The sequence below is a fragment of the Streptomyces sp. ASQP_92 genome, from assembly GCF_025399895.1.
In the GTDB taxonomy this organism is placed as follows: Bacteria; Actinomycetota; Actinomycetes; order Streptomycetales; family Streptomycetaceae; genus Streptomyces.
Genome location: NZ_JAODUA010000016.1, coordinates 58,902 through 79,283 on the forward strand (window position 1 = coordinate 58,902; position 20,382 = coordinate 79,283).

Genomic DNA, 20,382 nt, shown 5'->3' on the forward strand with positions numbered 1-20,382 from the left:
CGCGCCCGCTACACGGTCTGGCCGAGGGGGTGGGCGGCGAGGAGGTCGCCCAGGGTTTCCTCGTGGGCGGCGGCCGGGCCGAGGGAGAGTTCCAGTTGCTTGGCCCAGGCGTGGTAGCGGTGCAGCGCGTAGTCGGTGTCGGCGCCGAAGCCGCCGTGCAGGTGCTGGGCGGTCTGTACGACGCGGCGTACGCCCTCGGAGGCCCAGATCTTGGCGACCGCGACGTCCCCGGCGACGGGCAGGGCGCTCTGGGCGCCGGTGCTGATGCGCCAGGCCGCCTGCCACAGGGTGACCTCCATGGCGCGCAGGTCGATGTAGCGGTCGGCGGCCTGGACGGCGACGGCCTGGAAGGTGGCGACCGGATGCCCGAACTGCTCGCGCTTTCCGGTGTATTGGCTGGTCATGGCCAGTACGGCCTCGCCGAGGCCGAGGGTCAGGGCGCAGGTTCCGGTGGTGAGCAGGTTTCGTAGCCATTCCCACGCGCCGTCCGCGTCGATGACCGAGGCGGCGTCGACGCGTACCGTGTCGAGGCCGATGTCGGCGAAGCGCTCGCCGCTGGTGGAGATCTGGTCGGCGAGGGTGATGCCCTGCTGGGTGCGGGGCGCCAGCGCTATGACGGTGTGGCCGTCCGTGGTGTGGGCGGGGATGGCGACGCGGTCGCAAATCTGGGCCCAGGGCACTCCGGTCTGGGCGCCGTCGAGGACCCAGTGGTCGCCGTCCCGGCGGGCGGCGACGGCGAGTTCGGCTCCGTCGTGGCCGGTGCGGCCGTTGGCGGCGACGGTCAGGACGAGTTCGCCCCGACCGACGGCGGGCAGCACTTCGCGCGCCAACTCGGCCCGGCCGTACCGCTGTACGGCCAGCGCGACCGCGCTGGTCTCCAGGAGTGGCAGCCGGGCGAGAACGCGCGCCGACTCGCGCAGCACCAGGCACAGCGCGATCGGGTCGAGGCCCGCTCCGCCGTACTCGGCGTCGAGGACCAGGCTCAGCAGGTCCGACGCGACGAGCTTGGCCCACAGCGGTCGGTCGAAGTCCTCGGCGACGGCGCCCGGGGTGAGCGCGGGGCTGGGCACCGCGTCGGGGGCGACGCCGGCGAAGACCGCCTTGGCCGCCTCGACGGCGGCCCGCTGCTCCTCGGTGAAGGTGAAGTCCACGGCCTTGTCCTCCCGCACGCACCGGCTCTGTCCGGACCGAGGCGGCGCGGGGTGAACCGCCTGTCGCCCGAACGAATCTGACGGATCGTCAAGATAGAACAGGTTCTACGGGATGGGAATGGGCGCGCGGTGGCCTGCGACCCCTGAGTCCCGGCCCCGGCTCCTCACCGGTCGAAGTCGAGATTCGGCTCCGGCTCTCCTCACCGGCGTCAGCCGAGCTCCGGCCCCGGCTCCTCACCGGTCGAAGTCGAGCTCCACCTCCCCCGTGGCGGGGTGGGACTGGCAGGCCAGGACGTAGCCCGCCTCGGTCTCCTCCGGTTCGAGGGCGAAGTTCCGCTCCATCCGGACCTCGCCCTTGACCAGGAACGCCCTGCACGTACCGCACACGCCGCCCTTGCAGGCGTACGGGGCGTCCGCGCGGGCGCGCAGCACCGTTTCCAGCAGGGTCTCGCCCTCGCGCACCGGCCAGTTGCCCGAGCGGCCGTCCAGGGTCGCGGTGAGCGTGGCGTGTGCAGGGGCGGCGGCGGAGGCCGCGGGGGCCGGGGCCGCGTCCACGTGGAAGATCTCCTGGTGGACGCGGTTGCGGTCGACGCCGAGCCCGCGCAGGGCCTGCTCGGCGCCCTGGACCAGGCCGAAGGGGCCGCAGAGGAACCAGCCGTCGATGTCCGTCACCGGGAGCAGCGCGGGCAGCAGCTCGCCCAGTCGCTCTTGGTCGAGCCGGCCCGAGGGCAGCCCGGACTGCTGCTCCTCCCGGGACAACACGGTGACCAGCTGGAACCGCTCGGGGTAGCGGTCCTTCAGGTCGGCCGTCTCTTCGAGGAACATCGTCGACGCGGCGCTGCGGTCGCTGCGTATCAGGCAGAACCGGGCCTCGGGCTCGCGGGCGAGGAGGGTGGCCGCGATGGACAGGACCGGTGTGATGCCGCTGCCGCCGACGATCGCCGCGAAGTGCCCGGGGCGTGGGGCCAGCACGAAGCGGCCCATCGGTTCCATGACGTCGACGGTGTCGCCGACGGCCAGTTCCTTGAAGGCGTACGTGGAGAAGGCCCCGCCTTCCACGACGCGGATGCCGACGCGCAGCACCGGCTCGTCCGGCGCCTCGACGGCGGGGGCGCAGATCGAGTACGTACGGCGGATCTCCTCGCCCAGCACGGTGCGGCGCAGGGCGAGGTGCTGGCCGGGGAGGTGGCGGTAGGCCTCGCGGAGTTCGGGTGGGACGGCGAAGGTGACGGCGACCGCGTCGTCGGTGAGCTGCTCGACCTCGCTGACCCGGAGCGGATGGAACATCTACAACTCCTTGAAGTGGTCGAACGGTTCACGGCACGACACGCAGCGGCGCAGTGCCTTGCAGGCGGTGGAGGAGAACCGGCTGAGCAGCTCGGTGTCGGTGGATCCGCAGTGCGGGCAGCGCACCGAGAGGGTGAGCGCCACCGGTCCGTCGGCTGCGTGCCGGCGCGGTGGAGCTATGCCGAACTCGGCGAGCTTGCGGCGGCCTTCCGCGCTGATGTCGTCGGTGGACCAGGCGGGGGACAGCACCCGTACGACCGAGACGTGTTCCATGCCGTGGTCGTGGAGCACGCGCTCGATGTCCGACGACATGGCCTCCACGGCGGGGCAGCCGGTGTAGGTGGGGGTGAGTTCGACGCGTACCCGGCCGGGTCCTTCGACCGTTACGCCGCGCAGCACACCCAGCTCTTCGAGGGTCAGTACGGGCAGTTCGGGGTCGGGGACGGAGCCGGCGAGGCGTCGCAGCTCGGTCTCCAGGGGGGTGGGGGCGGTGTCGGTCACCATGACGCCCCCGGGTGGCTGCGGTGCAGGTGCTGCATTTCGGCGAGCATCCGCCCGAACGGTTCGGTGTGCAGGCCCTGCCGGCCGGCTCCCGCCGCCCAGGCGCCGGTGCGGGGGCCTTCGGGGACGGACAGCGTGGCGCGGCCCAGGACCGAGGTCACCGATGCCGTCCAACGCGCGTCGAGGTCGGCCCAGTCGAGGTCCAGGCCGGGCACGGGCTGGAACATCTCGCCGGTGTAGCGCCACAGTGCCTCGCAGGCCTCCCGCATCCGCCGGTGGCTTTCCTGGGTGCCGTCGCCGAGCCGCAGGGTCCACTGCTCGGCGTGGTCGCGGTGGTAGTCGACCTCCTTGACCGCCTTGGCCGCGATGGCGCTGAACTCGCCTTCTGCCACGGCCAGTTCGCCGTACAGGAGATGCTGGTACGTCGAGAAGTACAGCTGGCGCGCGATGGTGTGGGCGAAGTCGCCGTTGGGCTGCTCGACGAGCTGGAGGTTGCGGAAGGACCGCTCCTCGCGCAGGTAGGCGAGTTCGTCCTCGTCGCCGACCAGAGAGAGCAGCAGGCGAGCCTGGCCGAGCAGGTCGAGGGCGATGTTCGCCAGGGCGACCTCTTCTTCGAGGACGGGCGCGTGGCCCGCCCACTCCCCCAGCCGGTGCGAGAGCACCAGGGCGTCGTCGCCGAGGGCGAGGGCGGCGTCCGCCGAGACGATGGCCGTCACAGGTGCTTCACCCCTTCCGGGATCTCGTAGAACGTGGGGTGGCGATACGGCTTGTCGGCGGCCGGGTCGAAGAAGGAGTCCTTCTCGTCCGGCGAGGACGCGCTGATCGCGTTGGACGGCACGACCCAGATCGAAATGCCCTCGGACCTGCGGGTGTAGAGGTCGCGGGCGTTGCGCAGCGCCATCTCGGCGTCCGGCGCGTGCAGGCTTCCCGCGTGGGTGTGGGAGAGCCCGCGACGGGAGCGCACGAACACCTCCCAGAGCGGCCAGTCGTGCGTGCTCATGCCGTTGCCTCTCCGTTCGTGTGCTGCGACTGCGACTGCGACTGCGACTGCGACTTCGTCTGTGGCCGTGACGGCTGTGACGGCTGTGACTGCTGGGTCTGTTGCTGCGTCCGTTGCGTCCGTTGCGTCCGCTGCGTCTGCTTCGTTGCGTAGGCGGCGGCCGCCTCCCGCACCCAGGCACCCTCTTCGTGGGCCCGGCGCCGCTGGGTGATCCGCTGCTCGTTGCAGGGGCCGTTGCCCTTGAGGACCTCCCAGAACTCCGTCCAGTCGATCGGGCCGAAGTCGTGGTGACCGCGCTCCTCGTTCCAGCGCAGCTCGGGGTCGGGCAGGGTGAGGCCCAGGCCCTCGGCCTGGCCCACCGCTATGTCCACGAAGCGCTGGCGCAGCTCGTCGTTGGAGTGCCGCTTGATCTTCCAGGTCATCGACTGCGCGGAGTGCGCCGACTCGTCGTCGGGCGGGCCGAACATCATGAGGGACGGCCACCACCAGCGGTTCACCGCGTCCTGCGCCATCGCGTGCTGTTCCGGCGTCCCCTGGGACAGGGCGAGCAGCAACTCATAGCCCTGCCGCTGGTGGAAGGACTCCTCCTTGCAGATGCGCACCATCGCCCGCGCGTAGGGGCCGTACGAGCAGCGGCACAGGGGGACCTGGTTGGTGATCGCCGCGCCGTCCACCAGCCAGCCGATCGCGCCGACGTCGGCCCAGGTCAGGGTCGGGTAGTTGAAGATCGACGAGTACTTCTGCCGACCGGAGTGCAGCTTGTCCAGGAGCTCGTCGCGGCCGGTGCCGAGCGTTTCGGCGGCGCTGTAGAGGTAGAGGCCGTGGCCCGCCTCGTCCTGGACCTTGGCCATCAGGATCGCCTTGCGGCGCAGGGACGGAGCCCGGCTGATCCAGTTCGCCTCCGGCTGCATGCCGATGATCTCGGAATGGGCGTGCTGCGCCATCTGGCGGACCAGCGAGGAGCGGTACTCCTCCGGCATCCAGTCACGTGGCTCGATCCGCTCGTCCGCTGCGACGGCTGCGTCGAACACCGCCTGGTACGACGCGTCCGTCCCTGCGGCTGCCGTGGCTGTCGCGGTCACTCCGGTCATTCCGGCCCCCTGCCGAGCTGCTGTGCGGCTGTCCACCAACCGACCGATCGTTCGGTTCAATGACTTCAATGGTGAGTCGACGGCCCGTAGGGTGTCAACCCTGTGGATAACTCAGTGGGTGCCGATCGGGGCGGGATGGATTCGCACAAGGACGAGGCCGGAGTCGGCGGCAAGGCCGTTGGTACGGAATCCGGGCAGGTCAACGCGGCTGCGGCGGGGTCCGGCGACCCTGCGGAAAGCGGCCGGGGGCATTCGGCCGGACGGGTCGTGCCCCGGCGAACCGACCCCGCCTCCGACCCTGCCGACGGTGCCGTTTTCGATTCGCCGACGATCCCCGAGCGGGATTCCGCCGCGGGCGCGGCCACTGATCCGGCCACTGATCCGGCTGCGGATCCGGCTGCGGATCCGGCTGCGGATCCCGCCTCGGGAACGCCTGCGGGGGGCGGCGAAGGCCCCGACGGGTCCGCCGCGCACCGGGCGTCGGCCGACGATTTCCCCGACGCCCACGCCTCAACTGCCGCGTCATTCGAGGACCACGCCCCTGCTGGCGGCGGCGCCGTCGGCCGCGCCTCAACCGCCGCGCACTCCGAGGACCGCGCCTCTGCTGGCGGCTCCCCCGTCAGCCGCGCCTCAACTGCCGGGCCCTCCGAGGACCACGCCTCGACGGACGGCTCCGCCGAGGACCGCGCCTCTGCTGTCGGTTCCGCCGGGGGACGCCCCTCGGATGGAATCCGCCCCTCGGCCCAAGACCGCGCCCCTGCTTCCGACGCCCACGCCCACGCCCACGCCCGCGCCCCCTGGCCGCTGGTGCGCCCCGGCCAACGCCCCACCCCGCACTCGCGCGCCGCCGCCGGTGACGAGCGGGCCGTCGGCCCGGCCCCCTCCACCGGCCACGCCCCCAGTGGCCCCATCACCCCCCAGGACCCCACCCCCTCCGAGTCTCCCGCCCCTGCGGGGCCCGGCGGCGGGGCATCGCGGGGCATCGCGGGGCTGCCCTTGCGGTTCCAGGTGGTGGCCGCAGTCGCGCTCGCGGTGATCGCCGTGGTCGGCTGCGCGCAGATAGGGATGGTGTTCCTGCACGTGGCACCGCCCAACACGATCAGCAAGCAGCACGGCAAGAGCGTGGACGACTGGATCTACCCCGAGTTCGAGCAGAACTGGAAGCTCTTCGCGCCCAATCCGCTCCAGCAGAACATCGACGTCCAGGCGCGTGCCGAGATCAAGATGCCCGACGGCAGCACCAGGACGACCGCCTGGATCGACTTCTCGGCGCAGGACGGCGCCGCGATCCAGCACAACCTGCTGCCCAGCCACACCCAGCAGAACGAACTGCGGCGCGGCTGGGACTTCTTCGTGGGCTCGCACGGCGACGACAACAAGCCCAACGGTCTGCGCGGCGAACTCTCCGAGCAGTACCTGCGCCGCATCGTGATGCTCCGCCTCGGCACGCACCGCGACGGCGGAACCGTCGAGAGGATCCAGGTCAGGTCCATGACCACGGCCGTCAAGAGCCCCTCATGGAGCGACGAGAAGAGCGACACGCGTCCCTTCTACCGGGAAGTGCCGTGGTGGACGGTGACCCCCGCCGACCTGCCCCCGGGCGCCGGTGACGCACGCACGGAGGCGAAGCGGTGAGCACGTACGACCACGAGGGCCCGACCTCCGGCCGGCCTGGCCCGCCCTCCCGAGAGGCGGCCGACAGCTCCGTCCCCCGCGCGGCCGAGCACCCCGCCCCCCGCGAGGCCCACCGCCCGACCGCCCCCGAACCCCACGGCTCGGCCCACGGGCACGGGGAGCCCGCGGGCGTCCCCACAGGCGTCCCCAGAGGTGTCTCCTCAGGTGCCACGGACGCCGGGGAGACGCGGGTGGCGCGGGCCGTGCGGATGGTTTCGGCGGCCGCTCTCGGCCCGTATCAGAGCGCCGTCGTCCGTATCGGCTTCGCCGCGACCTGGCTGTTCTTCCTGCTGCGTGAGCTGCCGCACCGCCGTGAGCTGTACGGGCCCGACGGCCCCTGGAGTTGGGACCTGGGCAACCGCCTGGTGAGCGGGAACCACGCCTTCACGGCGCTGCTGTGGAGTGACAGCACCCTCTGGTTCGAGTTCGTGTACGCGCTGGCCATCGTGTCCAGCGCGCTCCTGCTGCTCGGCTGGCGTACCCGCACCACCTCCGTCGTGTTCATGATCGGCGTGCTCTCGCTGCAGAATCGCTCCGTCTTCATGGGGGACGGCGGCGACAACGTCATCCATCTGATGGCGATCTATCTGGTGTTCACGCGGTGCGCCCAGGTCTGGTCGCTGGACGCGCGCCGTGCGGCGCGCGGGGCGGTCCGCGACCGGGTCGGGCCGGTGTTGTGGGCGGTGTGTGGGCTGGGTCTCGCCGCCGCGACCTGGTGTACGTCCGGGTCCGGCGTCGTCGGGGGCGGCGAGTGGTGGCTGTGGGTCGTGTTCTGGGGCGCGTGGGCGGCGCAGGGCCTGTGGTGGGCGGTGGGCCGGTTCGCCGCCGCCGACGCGCGGGCGCTGCTCGATGTGATCGCCAACCTCGTCCACAACGTGGCCATGGTCGTGATCATGGCGGAGGTCTGCCTGGTCTATGCGACGGCCGGCTGGTACAAGATCCAGGGCAGCCGCTGGCAGGACGGCACCGCGCTGTTCTACCCGTTGAAGCTGGACTACTTCTCGCCGTGGCCCGAACTCTCCTCCCTGCTGGGCACGAGCGGGGTGATCGTGATGCTGCTCACCTATGGAACGGTCATGGTGCAGGTGGCGTTCCCGTTCACGCTGTTCAATCGGCGGGTCAAGAACGTGCTGCTGGTGGCGATGATGCTGGAGCACGCCGGGATCGCGGTCCTGCTGGGCCTGCCGTTCTTCTCGCTGGCGATGATCGCCGCGGACGCCGTGTTCCTGCCGACGTCCTTCCTGCGCAAGGTGGGCGCGCTCGCGGCCCGGTTGCGGCCGGGCGGGAGCCTTCCCGAGCAGCGTGAACAGCGGGCGGACGAGTCCGAGCGGCCACGTACGCTCGTGGGGTGAGCAGCACCGAACAGCCGGCCCCGGCCGCCCCGACCCCGCCCGATGAGCCCCTCCAGTACGACGAGGGCTTCGGGCCCACCGAGGTCGGGGTGGGGCCGCACGCGCTGCCCTGGCCCGAGGGTGAGCGCTACGACCCGGAGCTGCTCGCGCACGGCGACCGGCGCAATGTGGTGGATGCCTACCGGTACTGGACGCGCGAGGCGATCGTCGCCGACCTCGACACCCGGCGGCACGACTTCCACGTGGCCGTCGAGAACTGGGGCCACGACTTCAACATCGGGTCCGTGGTGCGCACCGCCAACGCCTTCCTGGCCAAGGAGGTGCACATCGTCGGGCGGCGCCGCTGGAACCGGCGCGGTGCGATGGTCACCGACCGGTACCAGCACGTGCGCCACCACCCCGACACCCAGTCGCTGACCGCGTGGGCGCTGGCGCAGGACGTGCCGATCATCGGCATCGACAACCTGCCCGGCGCGGTTCCGCTGGAGCGGACCGAGCTGCCGCGCCGCTGTGTGCTGCTCTTCGGCCAGGAGGGGCCCGGGCTCACCGAGGAGGCGCGGAAGCACGCCCATATGGTGTGCTCCATCGCCCAGTTCGGCTCCACGCGTTCCATCAACGCGGGGGCCGCCGCGGCCATCGCGATGCACGCCTGGGTGCAGAGACACGCCGTCGTCCCCGACTGACGCGCCTCCCCCCAACCCGTGGCGGGCCCGACCCGTATCGGGCCCAGCCCGTCTCGGCTCCAGCCCGTGTCGGGCCCGTTCCGTGCCGGTCCGCTCAGGCCTGCCTACGGACCTCCACCACGCGGAACCGGTTGGACACGAACGCTCCGTCGCACAGGGCCGCGTTGGCCGCCGGGTTGCCGCCCGAGCCGTGGAAGTCGGAGAACGCGGCCGTCTGGTTGACGTACACCCCGCCCGTCAGGTTCAGCGACAACTGGGCCGACTCGTCCAGGCAGACGTCCTCCACCGCGCTCTCCACCTCCGGGGAGGTGGTGTACGCGCCGACCGTCATCGCACCCTTGTCGCGGACCGTGCGGCGCAGCAGCTCCACCGCGTCCGCCGTGGAGTCGACGGCGACGGCGAAGGAGACCGGGCCGAAGCACTCCGACAGGTAGACGGCCTCCGCGTCCGGCTTCGCGCCGTCCAGCTTGACGATCACGGGGGTGCGCACCACCGCGTCCGGGAACTCGGGGTTGGTCACCTCCCTCGAGGGCAGGGCGACTTCGCCGAGGCCCGACGCCGCTTCCAGGCGGGACTTCACGTCCGGGTTGACCAGGGCGCCGAGCAGCGCGTTGGCGCGGGCATCGTCGCCGAGGAGGCCGCCCACCGCGCCCGCGAGGTCGCCGACCACCTCGTCGAAGGTCTTGGGGCCCGCGTCGGTGGTGATGCCGTCGCGGGGGATCAGCAGGTTCTGCGGGGTGGTGCACATCTGGCCGCTGTAGAGGGACAGCGAGAAGGACAGGTTGGCGAGCATGCCCTTGTAGTTGTCGGTGGAGTCGATGACCACCGTGTTGACGCCGGCCTTCTCGGTGTAGACCTGCGCCTGGCGGGCGTTGGCCTCCAGCCAGTCGCCGAAGGCGGAGGACCCCGTGTAGTCGATGATCTTGACCTCGGGGCGGACCGCGAGGGTCTTGGCGATGCCCTCGCCGGGCCGTTCGGCCGCCAGCGCCACCAGGTTGGGGTCGAAGCCCGCCTCGGCCAGGACCTCGCGGGCGACCTTGACCGTCATGGCCAGCGGCAGCACCGCGCGCGGATGCGGCTTGACCAGGACCGGGTTGCCGGTGGCCAGGGAGGCGAACAGGCCCGGGTAGCCGTTCCACGTCGGGAAGGTGTTGCAGCCGATCAGCAGGGCGATGCCGCGCCCGGCCGGCGTGAACGTCTTGGTGAGCTCCAGGGGGTCGCGCTTGCCCTGCGGCTTGGACCAGGCGGCGCTGCCCGCGGGTGTGCGGGTCTGCTCCTGGTAGGCGTACGCGACGGCCTCCAGGCCCCGGTCCTGGGCGTGCGGGCCGCCCGCCTGGAAGGCCATCATGAAGGCCTGGCCGCTGGTGTGCATGACCGCGTGCGCGAACTCGTGGGTGCGGGCGCCGATGCGGGACAGGATCTCGATGCACACCAGGGCGCGCGTCTCGGGCCCGGCGGCCCGCCAGTCGGCCATGCCGGCCCGCATCGCGGGCAGCAGCACGTCGAGGTCGGGGTGCGGGTACTGGACGCCCAACTCGATGCCGTAGGGCGAGACTTCGGCGCCCGTCCAGTCGTCGGTGCCCGGCTGGTCGAGGTCGAAGCGCCGGTTCAGGAGCGCGTCGAAGGCGGCCTTGCCGTCCTCGGCGCCCGTCTCCCCGTAGGCCTTGGGGTGCTCCGGGTGCGGCGACCAGTACGCACGCGTGCGGATCGCTTCCAGGGCCCCGTCCAGGGTGGGCCTGTGCTTCTCGGTCAGCTGCATGGCGTGCAACTCCTCGTCGAGTCTTCGAGCTGGGCAGGGAGAGCCGGACACCGTTAGAGTAACCGAACGATCGGTCGGGACAAGAGGGCCCGGGGAAACCTGTGGACAACTACCGGCCAAGCCCGCCAGGACCCTGTCCCCGGGCCCCGCGAGGGGGCCCGCCGGGCCCGTGGGCGAGCCGTAGGGGAGGATCGCGTTCATGACCGAAACCGCCAGCGCCTCAGCGATCGCGCCGAGCCGTACCGTCGCCGTCGTCGGCACCGGGACCATGGGGCAGGGCATCGCCCAGGTCGCCCTCGTCGCCGGACACCGCGTACGGCTCTACGACGCCGTGCCGGACCGGGCGCGCGAGGCCGCCGACGCCCTCGCCGGACGCCTGGACCGGCTGGTCGACAAGGGCCGTATGGACGCCACCGACCGCGACGGGGCGCTGGCCCGTCTGCACCCGGCCGCGGAGCTGTCCGAGCTCGCCGACGCGGCGCTCGTCGTCGAGGCCGTCCTGGAACAACTCTCCGTCAAACAGGAGCTGTTCAGGGCCCTGGAGGACGTGGTGGGCGAGGACTGCCTGCTGGCCACCAACACCTCCTCGCTCTCCGTCACCGCGATCGCGGGGGCGCTCCGGCACCCCGGCCGCTTCGTGGGCCTGCACTTCTTCAACCCGGCGCCGCTGCTGCCCCTGGTCGAGGTCGTCAGCGGTTTCGCCACCGACGAGGCCGCCGCGGACCGGGCGTACGAGACGGCGAGGGCCTGGGGCAAGACGCCGGTGCGCTGCACCGACACCCCCGGCTTCATCGTCAACCGCATCGCCCGGCCCTTCTACGCCGAGGCCTTCGCGATCCACGAGGAGCGCGGCGCGGACCCGGCCACCATCGACGCGGTGCTGCGTGAGAGCGGCGGGTTCCGGATGGGCCCCTTCGAGCTCACCGACCTCATCGGGCAGGACGTGAACGAGGCGGTGACCCGCTCGGTCTGGGAGTCCTTCTTCCAGAGCCCCAAGTTCACGCCGTCCCTCGCCCAGCGGCGCCTGGTCGAGTCGGGGCTGCACGGGCGCAAGAGCGGACGCGGCTGGTACGCCTATGGGACGCCCGGCGCGCCTTCACAGGAGGTTGCGCGTCCCGCGCCGCACACCGCGCCGCCCACGAAGGCGCCGGATGCCGTCACCGTCGTCGGTGACCTGGGGCCGGCCCGTGAACTGGTCGCGATGATGACCGAGGCCGGCATCGATGTGACGAGCGTCAACGAGGGCGGTCCCTACATCGAGCTTCCGGGGGATGGACAGCTCGTCCCGGCCGACGGCAAGACGTCCGTCGAGTTCGCTGACGTCGTCTACTTCGACCTCGCCCTCGACTACCGGGGCGCCACCCGGATCGCGCTCTCCGCGAGCGAGGACACCTCCGAGCGTGCCGTCACCGAGGCCGTCGGCCTGTTCCAGAGGCTCGGCAAGGAGGTCAGCGTCATCGGCGACGTGCCGGGCATGATCGTCGCCCGGACCGTGGCGATGCTCGTCGACCTCGCCGCCGACGCCGTCGCCAAGGGCGTCGCCACGGCCGAGGACATCGACACGGCGATGCGCCTGGGCGTCAACTACCCGCTGGGGCCGCTCGAATGGAACCGCCGGCTCGGCCGGGACTGGGCGTACGACCTGCTCTCCGCGCTGCACGAGCGCTGCCCCACCGGCCGCTATGCCCCCTCGCTCGCGCTCTACCGCCAGGCGTACGCGGGCGATGAGGAGACGGGCTCATGACCACGGCCAAGCGCGACACCTACACGCCCGAAACACTGCTCACGGTCGCGGTGCGGGTCTTCAACGAGCGCGGCTACGACGGCACGTCGATGGAGCATCTGTCCAAAGCGGCCGGGATCTCCAAGTCGTCGATCTACCACCATGTGGCCGGCAAGGAGGAGCTGCTCCGCCGGGCGGTGAGCCGCGCCCTGGACGGACTCTTCGGTGTGCTGGACGAGCCGGGTGCCGTGCGCGGCCGGTCCATCGAGCGGGTTGAATACGTCACTCGGCGTACCGTGGAAGTCCTGATGGCCGAACTCCCCTACGTCACCCTGCTGTTGCGCGTCCGGGGCAACACCAAGACCGAACGCTGGGCGATGGAGCGCCGGCGCGAGTTCGACCAGCGCGTCGCCGATCTGCTCAAGGCGGCCGTCGCGGACGGCGACCTCCGCGCCGACCTGGACATTCGACTGGCGACCCGGCTGCTGTTCGGCATGGTCAACTCGCTGGTGGAGTGGTACCGGCCGCAGCGCGAGGGCGAGGCGGACGGGGCGCAGGTGGCGGACACCGTGGTGCGGATGGCGCTCGAGGGGCTGCGGACCGGGCACTGACTTCCGCCACCGTTGACCCGGCCACCGAAGTCGATCACCATCCCCTGACATGGCTGCCCCGCGAACTCCCGCGCCCCTTGTGTCCCTCTGCGCCACGGTGCTGCTCGTGGGGGTGACGCTGGCCGGGTGCGGGGGCGGAAAAAACGATGTGGCGGGGAAGTCTCCGGGCGCCCGGACGGCGGCCGGGGCGACGCCGTCCGCCTCGCCGGGTCCGGCCAAGGGCGACGACTTCGGCTGTCTGAGCCCCGAACAGGCCTCGACCGGCTCCATCGTCTTCAAGAGTGCGAAGGGAGCGCCCACTGGCGGCTTTCTGACCGGTAGTGGCACCACCGGGATCGTTCTCGCCCACCAGTCGGACGGAAACGTCTGCCAGTGGAAGGACAAGGCAGCCGAGCTCGGCAAGGCCGGTTTCCGGGTGCTCGCCGTCAACAGCACGACCGGCGACGAGGAGGCCGAGATCGAGGGCGCGGCCGCCACCCTGCGGGCCGGGGGCGCCTGGAAACTGCTCCTCATGGGCGCGTCCAAGGGAGCGACGGCCACGGTGGCGGCAGGGGCCCACATGCCGCTGAAACCGGACGCGGTGGTCTCGCTGTCCGCCCCCGAGCAGTACGGCTTCATGGACGCGCTCGACGCCGCCGGAAAACTGACGGCCCCGGTGCTCTATGCGGCCGGTGACCAGGACGGCACGTTCACCAGAGCCGCCCGGGAGCTGAGCGCGGCCAGTGTGAAGGCCCCGGAGCACCGGCTCGTGACCGTCCAGGGGTCGGCCGCGCACGGTGTGGCCCTGCTGGCCGACCCCGACACCTGGAAGACCGTGCTCGCCTTCTTGAAGAAGTACCGCACCTGAGGTGTGGACGAAGGACCGCAGCTGAGCGGCCCCGACCTTTTCGGCCGGCCGTCCCGGCCCCTACGCGGGGTCCAGATCGGTCTCCTCGAACACGAGCAGGGTGCGCGTCGACAGCACCTCCGGGATGGACTGGATACGGGTCAGGACCAGCTCGCGCAGCGCCCTGTTGTCGGGGGTGTGCACCAGAAGCAGCACGTCGAAGTCCCCGCTCACCAGGGCGATGTGGGCGGCGCCCGGCAGTTTCTGGAGCTCCTCGCGGACCGTGCGCCACGAGTTCTGCACGATCTTCAGGGTGATGTACGCGGCGGCGCCCTGCCCCGCCCGCTCGTGGTCGACGCGCGCGGTGAAGCCGCGGATCACGTTGTCCTCGACGAGCCGGTTGATGCGCGCGTAGGCGTTGGCGCGCGAGACGTGCACCCGTTCGGCGACGGAGCGTATCGAGGCCCTGCCGTCGGTCTGGAGGATGCGCAGAATGTCGTGGTCGATCTGGTCCAGCGGGCGTGGCGGTACCGGCCGAATCTCGCCGGTGGCCATTTGTTCAGCTGCCATGTCCCCCCGCCTTCCTGTTGTGGACGACCTGTTCCCATCCCAGGCTGTGGAGAACCGTTTGTCCACAGGCTGGAGGCGCCTGTAGCCAAAATGCGTCCACGACCGAACAATCGGTAGGTGAGGGGCGTCACAGTCGCGCGCCTCGTTCTGGATGTCCGCTCCCGACACGGAGGTGCATTGGCATGACGGTCCAAGAGCTCCCCGGGGCCGCCGCATACCGGCCGACCCCTCCGCCCGCCTGGAGGCCCCGCACCGACCCCGCACCGCTCCTGCCGGACCCCGAGCCGTACCGGGTCCTCGGTACGGGCGCTGAGCTCGACCGCGCGCTGATGCTGAAGCTGTACGCCGAGCTGGTGCGCGGGCGCCGTTTCAACGCCCAGGCGACCGCCCTCACCAAGCAGGGCCGCCTCGCCGTGTACCCGTCCTCGACCGGCCAGGAGGCCTGCGAGGTCGCCGCGGCGCTCGCCCTGGAGGAGCGCGACTGGCTGTTCCCCAGCTACCGCGACACCCTCGCCGCCGTCGCCCGGGGCCTGGACCCCGTCGAGGCCCTCACGCTGCTGCGCGGCGACTGGCACACCGGCTACGACCCGCGCCGCCACCGCATCGCCCCGCTGTGCACCCCGCTCGCCACCCAGCTCCCGCATGCGGTGGGCCTGGCCCACGCGGCCCGACTCAAGGGCGACGACGTGGTGGCGCTCGCCCTGGTCGGCGACGGCGGCACCAGCGAGGGCGACTTCCACGAGGCGCTGAACTTCGCGGCCGTCTGGCAGGCCCCGGTGGTCTTCCTGGTCCAGAACAACGGTTTCGCGATCTCCGTGCCGCTCGCCAAGCAGACCGCAGCGCCCTCCCTCGCCCACAAGGCCGTCGGGTACGGCATGCCCGGCCGCCTGGTGGACGGCAATGACGCACCGGCCGTGCACCAGGTGCTCGGCGAGGCCGTCGCCCGGGCCCGGCGCGGTGGCGGGCCCACCCTGATCGAGGCCGTCACCTACCGCATGGAGGCGCACACCAACGCCGACGACGCGACGCGCTACCGGGGCTCCGCCGAAGTCGACGCCTGGCGCGACCATGACCCGATCCGCCTCCTGGAGGGCGAGTTGACCGCCCGCGGGCTCCTCGACGAGGACGGCATACGCGCCGCCGCCGAGGCCGCCGAGACCATGGCCGCGGCCCTGCGCGAGCAGATGAACACCGAGCCGTCCCTCGCCCCCATGGACCTCTTCGCCGAGGTCTACGCCGAACAGAGCGGCCAACTGCGCGAGCAGGCCGCCCAGTTGCGCGCCGAGCTGGAAGCCGAGGCCCGGTGATGACCACCGCCACCGACAACACCACCGCCCGGCGAGCCGACAAGAAGCCCGCCACCATGGCGCAGGCCCTCCAGCGCGCCATGCGCGACGCGATGGCCGAGGACCCGACCGTCCACGTCCTTGGAGAGGACGTCGGCACCCTGGGCGGCGTCTTCCGGGTCACCGACGGGCTCGCCAAGGAGTTCGGCGAGGACCGCTGCACCGACACCCCGCTCGCCGAGGCCGGCATCCTCGGCACGGCCGTCGGCATGGCGATGTACGGGCTGCGCCCGGTCGTCGAGATGCAGTTCGACGCCTTCGCGTATCCGGCGTTCGAGCAGCTCATCAGCCATGTCTCCAAGATGCGCAACCGCACCCGCGGGGCCATGGCGATGCCCATCGTGGTGCGTGTGCCCTACGGCGGCGGCATCGGCGGCGTCGAGCACCACAGCGACTCCAGCGAGGCCTACTACATGGCCACGCCCGGCCTGAAGGTCGTCACGCCCGCCACCGTGGAGGACGCGTACGGCCTGCTCAGGGAGGCCATCGCCTGCGACGACCCGGTCGTCTTCCTGGAGCCCAAGCGCCTGTACTGGTCGAAGTCCGACTGGTCGCCCGAGAGCCCCGCGCCTGTGGAGCCCATCGGAAAGGCGGTCGTGCGGCGTGCCGGGCGCAGCGCCACCCTGATCACCTACGGCCCGTCCGTGCCGGTGTGTCTGGAGGCGGCCGAGGCCGCCCGCGAGGAGGGCTGGGACCTCGAAGTCGTCGACCTGCGCTCCCTCGTGCCGTTCGACGACGAGACGGTGTGCGCATCGGTGCGCCGCACCGGGCGGGCCGTCGTCGTCCACGAGTCCTCCGGCTTCGGGGGCCCCGGCGGCGAGATCGCGGCGCGCGTCACGGAGCGCTGCTTCCACCACCTGGAGGCGCCCGTGCTGCGGGTGGCCGGCTTCGACATCCCGTATCCGCCGCCGATGCTGGAGAAGCACCATCTGCCCGGCGTGGACCGGGTTCTGGACGCGGTGGCGCGGTTGCAGTGGGAGGCGGGGCACTGATGCCGAAGGTGCTGGAGTTCAAGCTGCCCGACCTCGGTGAGGGACTCACCGAGGCGGAGATCGTGCGCTGGCTCGTCGCGGTCGGCGACGTGGTGGCCGTGGACCAGCCGGTCGTCGAGGTCGAGACGGCGAAGGCGATGGTCGAGGTGCCCTGCCCCTACGGCGGCGTCGTCACCGCCCGCTTCGGCGAAGAGGGCACCGAACTGCCGGTCGGATCACCGCTGTTGACCGTCGCGGTCGGCGCGCCGCCGGAGCGGGACAGCGCCGGGGCCTCCGAGGGCGCCGGGTCCCCGGACGCCGGGTCCTCCGAGCACTCGGGCAACGTCCTGGTGGGGTACGGGACGGGCACGGCCACCACCCGCCGCCGCGCCCGCGTACGGCCCGCCGCGCCCGTGTCCGCCGCGCCCGCCCCGGCCGCGCCCGACACCGCCGTCACGGTGGACGCCGCGCCCGCCGCGGCGACGGGACCCGTGCCGGTCATCTCGCCGCTCGTACGCAGGCTGGCCCGCGAACACGGCCTGGATCTGCGGGAGTTGCGGGGCACCGGACCCGAGGGCCTCATCCTGCGCGTCGACGTCGAGTCGGCGGTGCGGGCGCCCGCCGAGACCCCGGCACCGGCCGCGCGCGTCGCTCAGGCACCCGCCGCGCGCACCTCCGGGGCGCCTGCCGGGGAGCGGATCGCGCTCAAGGGCATCCGGGGCGCGGTCGCCGACAAGCTCAGCCGCAGCCGGACCGAAATCCCCGACGCCACCTGCTGGGTGGACGCGGACGCCACGGAGCTGATGGCGGCCCGCGCCGCCATGAACGCCGTGGGCGGCCCCAAGGTGTCCGTCCTCGCGCTGCTCGCCCGGATCTGCGCGGCGGCCCTCGCCCGCTTCCCCGAGCTGAACGCCACGGTCGACCTGGCGGCCCGCGAGATCGTGCGGCTGCCCGAGGTGCACCTGGGTTTCGCCGCGCAGACCGAGCGCGGCCTGGTCGTCCCGGTCGTCCGCGACGCCCACCGCCGCAACGTCGACTCGCTCGGCGCGGAGCTCGCCCGGCTCACCGAGGCGGCCCGCACGGGCACCCTGACCCCGGCCGAACTGACCGGCGGCACCTTCACCCTCAACAACTACGGGGTGTTCGGCGTCGACGGGTCCACGCCGATCATCAACCACCCCGAAGCGGCGATGCTGGGCGTGGGCCGCATCATCCCCAAGCCCTGGGTGCACGAGGGTGAGCTCGCCGTGCGCCAGGTGGTGCAGCTCTCCCTCACCTTCGACCACCGGGTGTGCGACGGCGGCACCGCGGGAGGCTTCCTGCGCCACGTCGCGGACTGTGTGGAACACCCGGCGGTTCTGCTGCGCACCCTGTGACGAAGGTCCCCGGACGAAGGCCCCCGCGCGATCGGGAGGTGCGCGGGGGTGTGAGGACGGACGAAGGTCCCCGCGCACTCGGGACGTGCGCGGGGGTGGGGGCGTCGATCGGCGGCCCATACTCGGGGGATGACCGCGTATGACGCCGCCACGCCCGCGCACGACGCCGAAGCCATCTCCCCTGGCGCCACAACCCCCGTCTACGACGCGGTAGTTCTGGCCGGAGGCGCCGCCAAGCGCCTCGGCGGCGCCGACAAGCCCGGGCTCAGCGTGGGCGGCCGCCCCCTGCTCGACCGGGTGCTCACCGCCTGCGCCGGCGCCGCGACCACCGTGGTGGTCGGCGGGCGGCGGCCCACCGCGCGGCCCGTGGTGTGGACCCGGGAGGAACCGGCCGGTGGCGGGCCGCTGGCCGCGCTGGGCGCCGGAGTGCGCCTCACCTCGGCCGACCGCGTGCTCGTCCTCTCGGCCGATCTGCCGTTCCTGTCGGCCGCGACCGTCACGGATCTCCTCGGCGCGCTGGAACGCACCGGAAGCGACGGCGCGCTCTGCACCGACGCCGACGGCCGCGACCAGCCCCTGGTCGCCGTCTACCGGGCCGAACCCCTGCGCCGCGAGCTCGCGCTGGCCGCCACCGAACACGGCTCCCTCGCGGGCCTTCCGCTCCGGCTCCTCGTACGCGAACTCGACCTGACCCGCGTCACGGCGGACCCCCTCGCCTCGTTCGACTGCGACACCTGGGAGGACCTCGCCGCCGCCCGGGCCCGGATCAGGGACCATGGGGGCGTGCTGGACGAATGGATCACCGCAGTCAAGAACGAACTCGGCATCGAGCTGGACGTCGACACCGGCGTCCTGCTCGACCTGGCCAGGGACGCCGCCCATGGTGTCGCCCGGCCCGCCGCTCCGCTCACCACCTTCCTCGTCGGCTACGCGGCCGCGAAGGCGGGCGGTGAGGGCAGGGACGTGGCGGAAGCGGCCCGCAGGGCGGCCGCGCTCGCCAACCGCTGGGCGGCGGAGGCCGAGGCCGGCGACGGTCCGAAGAACGACGCCGGATGACCGCCCGAACCACGGGGGCGGACGACGGATCCGACGAGGCTCTCGCCCTGCTGCGCGAAGCCCCGGCCGCGGGGGCCCGCGAGCGCGAGGCCCCGCCCACGGGCGAGAGCGGGGCCGGTACTGCACCGTCCGCCGCTCACAAGGCCCCGCGCCGCCGGGCCACCGCCTGGGCCGACGCCCGCGCGGTGGCCGCACGGGCGGGGCGCGCCGCCCCGGCCCGCTCCCATCGGGTGCCGCTGGAGCGGGCCCTGGGCGAGATCCTCACCGAACCGCTCGCCGCACTCACCGACCTGCCGTCCTTCGACACCTCCGCCATGGACGGCTGGGCCGTCGCGGGCCCCGGCCCCTGGACGGTGCAGGACGGCGGCATCCTCGCCGGACACGCAGCGCCCGGCGCCCTCGCCGACGGCGAAGCCGTCCGTATCGCGACCGGCGCCCGCATTCCCGCCGGCGCCACGGCGGTCATCCGCAGTGAGCACGCCCGCAGCGACGCGGCCCGCACCCAGCTCCAGGCCGACCGCGTGGTGCTGCACGGCCAGGACATCCGCCCGCGCGGCCAGGAGTGCCGCTCGGGCGACGTCCTGCTGCCCGCCACCGCGCTGGTCACCCCGGCAGTGCTCGGTCTGGCCGCGGCCGCCGGGTACGACGAGCTGAGCACCGTGCCGAGACCCCGGGTCGAGATCCTGGTCCTCGGCGACGAACTGCTCACCCAGGGGCTCCCCCACGACGGGCTGATCCGTGACGCGCTCGGGCCGATGCTCGGGGTCTGGCTGCGCGCGCTCGGCGCCGACGTCATCGGGACCCGACGGCTGAAGGACGACGCGGGGACGCTGCTCGCCGCCGTCACCGGCTCCCCGGCCGACGTCGTGATCACCACCGGCGGCACCGCGTCCGGACCCGTCGACCACGTCCACCCCGTGCTGCACAGCGCCGGGGCCGAGCTGCTGGTCGACGGGGTCGCCGTACGGCCGGGGCACCCGATGCTGCTGGCGCAGATCGGGGTGGGAAAGCACCTGGTGGGGTTGCCCGGCAATCCCCTCGCCGCGGTCTCCGGCCTTCTGACCCTGGCCGAGCCATTGCTGTGCGAACTCGCCCGTCGGCCGAGGCCGGCGCCCTACACCGCGCCGCTGCGCAACGAGGTGCAGGGCCATCCGCACGACACCCGGCTCGTTCCGGTGGTGCACCGCGCGGAACGGGTGGTGCCGCTGCACTACAACGGGCCGGCGATGCTGCGGGGGATCGCCGCCGCCGACGGCCTCGCGGTGGTGGCACCCGGCGGGGCACGCGCAGGCCAGGAGGTCGAGATCCTCGACCTGCCGTGGGCTCAAGCGGACTCGGGGCCGGGGTGTTTCACGTGAAACACGTCACCGTCCTCAACTCCCGCCGCCGACAAGGGTGTTTCACG

The 20,382-nt window shown here is 72.5% G+C and carries 19 protein-coding genes; 11 read left to right on the forward strand and 8 right to left on the reverse strand.

What is annotated here, in order from left to right; translation table 11 throughout:
* Positions 1–8 precede the first annotated feature (8 nt).
* The 6 genes from N4G70_RS27810 to paaA form a co-directional block, all read right to left on the reverse strand.
* Positions 9–1,151, reverse strand: coding sequence for an acyl-CoA dehydrogenase family protein (locus N4G70_RS27810; RefSeq protein WP_261715579.1), 1,143 nt, complete (start codon positions 1,149–1,151; stop codon positions 9–11).
* Between the two features lie 234 nt (positions 1,152–1,385).
* Complete coding sequence (locus N4G70_RS27815) at positions 1,386–2,438, reverse strand: 2Fe-2S iron-sulfur cluster-binding protein (RefSeq protein WP_261715478.1); 1,053 nt, start codon at positions 2,436–2,438, stop codon at positions 1,386–1,388.
* On the reverse strand, positions 2,439–2,942 hold the full coding sequence (gene paaD / locus N4G70_RS27820; RefSeq protein WP_261715479.1) for a 1,2-phenylacetyl-CoA epoxidase subunit PaaD: 504 nt from the start codon (positions 2,940–2,942) through the stop codon (positions 2,439–2,441).
* On the reverse strand, positions 2,936–3,655 hold the full coding sequence (paaC, locus tag N4G70_RS27825; protein ID WP_261715480.1) for a 1,2-phenylacetyl-CoA epoxidase subunit PaaC: 720 nt from the start codon (positions 3,653–3,655) through the stop codon (positions 2,936–2,938). Before paaC ends, paaD begins: the two co-directional genes overlap by 7 nt.
* A complete protein-coding gene (gene paaB / locus N4G70_RS27830) occupies positions 3,652–3,939 on the reverse strand; it encodes a 1,2-phenylacetyl-CoA epoxidase subunit PaaB (protein WP_261715481.1) in 288 nt (95 codons plus the stop codon). The genes paaC and paaB overlap by 4 nt, the downstream gene beginning before the upstream one ends.
* Positions 3,936–5,030 carry a 1,2-phenylacetyl-CoA epoxidase subunit PaaA gene (gene paaA / locus N4G70_RS27835; RefSeq protein ID WP_261715482.1) on the reverse strand — a complete coding sequence of 365 codons (1,095 nt, stop codon included), beginning with the start codon at positions 5,028–5,030 and terminating at the stop codon, positions 3,936–3,938. Before paaA ends, paaB begins: the two co-directional genes overlap by 4 nt.
* Positions 5,031–5,165: 135 nt before the next feature.
* On the opposite strand from paaA, the gene N4G70_RS37210 reads away from it, so the two are divergent.
* From N4G70_RS37210 to N4G70_RS27850, 3 genes are all read left to right on the forward strand, one after another.
* Positions 5,166–6,665: a DUF5819 family protein gene (locus N4G70_RS37210; protein ID WP_399037095.1), complete on the forward strand. Its 1,500-nt coding sequence runs from the start codon at positions 5,166–5,168 to the stop codon at positions 6,663–6,665.
* Between the two features lie 248 nt (positions 6,666–6,913).
* On the forward strand, positions 6,914–8,056 hold the full coding sequence (locus tag N4G70_RS27845; RefSeq protein WP_261715581.1) for an HTTM domain-containing protein: 1,143 nt from the start codon (positions 6,914–6,916) through the stop codon (positions 8,054–8,056).
* Positions 8,053–8,739, forward strand: a complete 687-nt coding sequence (locus N4G70_RS27850; RefSeq protein ID WP_261715483.1) for a TrmH family RNA methyltransferase — start codon at positions 8,053–8,055, stop codon at positions 8,737–8,739. Before N4G70_RS27845 ends, N4G70_RS27850 begins: the two co-directional genes overlap by 4 nt.
* Positions 8,740–8,833: 94 nt before the next feature.
* On the opposite strand, the gene paaN is transcribed toward N4G70_RS27850, so the two are convergent.
* A complete protein-coding gene (paaN, locus tag N4G70_RS27855; protein WP_261715484.1) occupies positions 8,834–10,498 on the reverse strand; it encodes a phenylacetic acid degradation protein PaaN in 1,665 nt (554 codons plus the stop codon).
* Positions 10,499–10,697: 199 nt separating this feature from the next.
* Between paaN and N4G70_RS27860 the strand changes: the two genes are divergently transcribed.
* The 3 genes from N4G70_RS27860 to N4G70_RS27870 are packed head-to-tail and all read left to right on the forward strand — an operon-like array spanning position 10,698 to position 13,679.
* Positions 10,698–12,242 (forward strand): 3-hydroxyacyl-CoA dehydrogenase, encoded by a 1,545-nt coding sequence (locus N4G70_RS27860; protein ID WP_261715485.1) that lies wholly within the window; start codon positions 10,698–10,700, stop codon positions 12,240–12,242.
* Positions 12,239–12,832 carry a TetR/AcrR family transcriptional regulator gene (locus N4G70_RS27865; protein WP_261715486.1) on the forward strand — a complete coding sequence of 198 codons (594 nt, stop codon included), beginning with the start codon at positions 12,239–12,241 and terminating at the stop codon, positions 12,830–12,832. The genes N4G70_RS27860 and N4G70_RS27865 overlap by 4 nt, the downstream gene beginning before the upstream one ends.
* 49 nt (positions 12,833–12,881) lie before the next feature.
* Positions 12,882–13,679, forward strand: a complete 798-nt coding sequence (locus N4G70_RS27870; protein ID WP_261715487.1) for a hypothetical protein — start codon at positions 12,882–12,884, stop codon at positions 13,677–13,679.
* A 60-nt stretch (positions 13,680–13,739) separates the two neighbouring features.
* On the opposite strand, the gene N4G70_RS27875 is transcribed toward N4G70_RS27870, so the two are convergent.
* A complete protein-coding gene (locus N4G70_RS27875) occupies positions 13,740–14,228 on the reverse strand; it encodes an Lrp/AsnC family transcriptional regulator (RefSeq protein WP_261715488.1) in 489 nt (162 codons plus the stop codon).
* A 182-nt stretch (positions 14,229–14,410) separates the two neighbouring features.
* Here N4G70_RS27875 and pdhA point away from each other — a divergent pair, with 182 nt between their 5' ends.
* The 5 genes from pdhA to N4G70_RS27900 all read left to right on the forward strand — a co-directional run bounded on the left by pdhA (position 14,411) and on the right by N4G70_RS27900 (position 20,335).
* Positions 14,411–15,535, forward strand: a complete 1,125-nt coding sequence (gene pdhA, locus N4G70_RS27880; protein WP_261715489.1) for a pyruvate dehydrogenase (acetyl-transferring) E1 component subunit alpha — start codon at positions 14,411–14,413, stop codon at positions 15,533–15,535.
* On the forward strand, positions 15,535–16,566 hold the full coding sequence (locus N4G70_RS27885; RefSeq protein WP_261715490.1) for an alpha-ketoacid dehydrogenase subunit beta: 1,032 nt from the start codon (positions 15,535–15,537) through the stop codon (positions 16,564–16,566). Before pdhA ends, N4G70_RS27885 begins: the two co-directional genes overlap by 1 nt.
* On the forward strand, positions 16,566–17,921 hold the full coding sequence (locus N4G70_RS27890; protein WP_261715491.1) for a dihydrolipoamide acetyltransferase family protein: 1,356 nt from the start codon (positions 16,566–16,568) through the stop codon (positions 17,919–17,921). Before N4G70_RS27885 ends, N4G70_RS27890 begins: the two co-directional genes overlap by 1 nt.
* Positions 17,922–18,050: 129 nt before the next feature.
* Entirely contained in the window at positions 18,051–18,977 is a 927-nt protein-coding gene (locus tag N4G70_RS27895; protein ID WP_261715492.1) for a molybdenum cofactor guanylyltransferase, read from the forward strand.
* A complete protein-coding gene (locus tag N4G70_RS27900; RefSeq protein WP_261715493.1) occupies positions 18,974–20,335 on the forward strand; it encodes a molybdopterin molybdotransferase MoeA in 1,362 nt (453 codons plus the stop codon). The genes N4G70_RS27895 and N4G70_RS27900 overlap by 4 nt, the downstream gene beginning before the upstream one ends.
* The last annotated feature ends 47 nt before the right edge of the window (positions 20,336–20,382 follow it).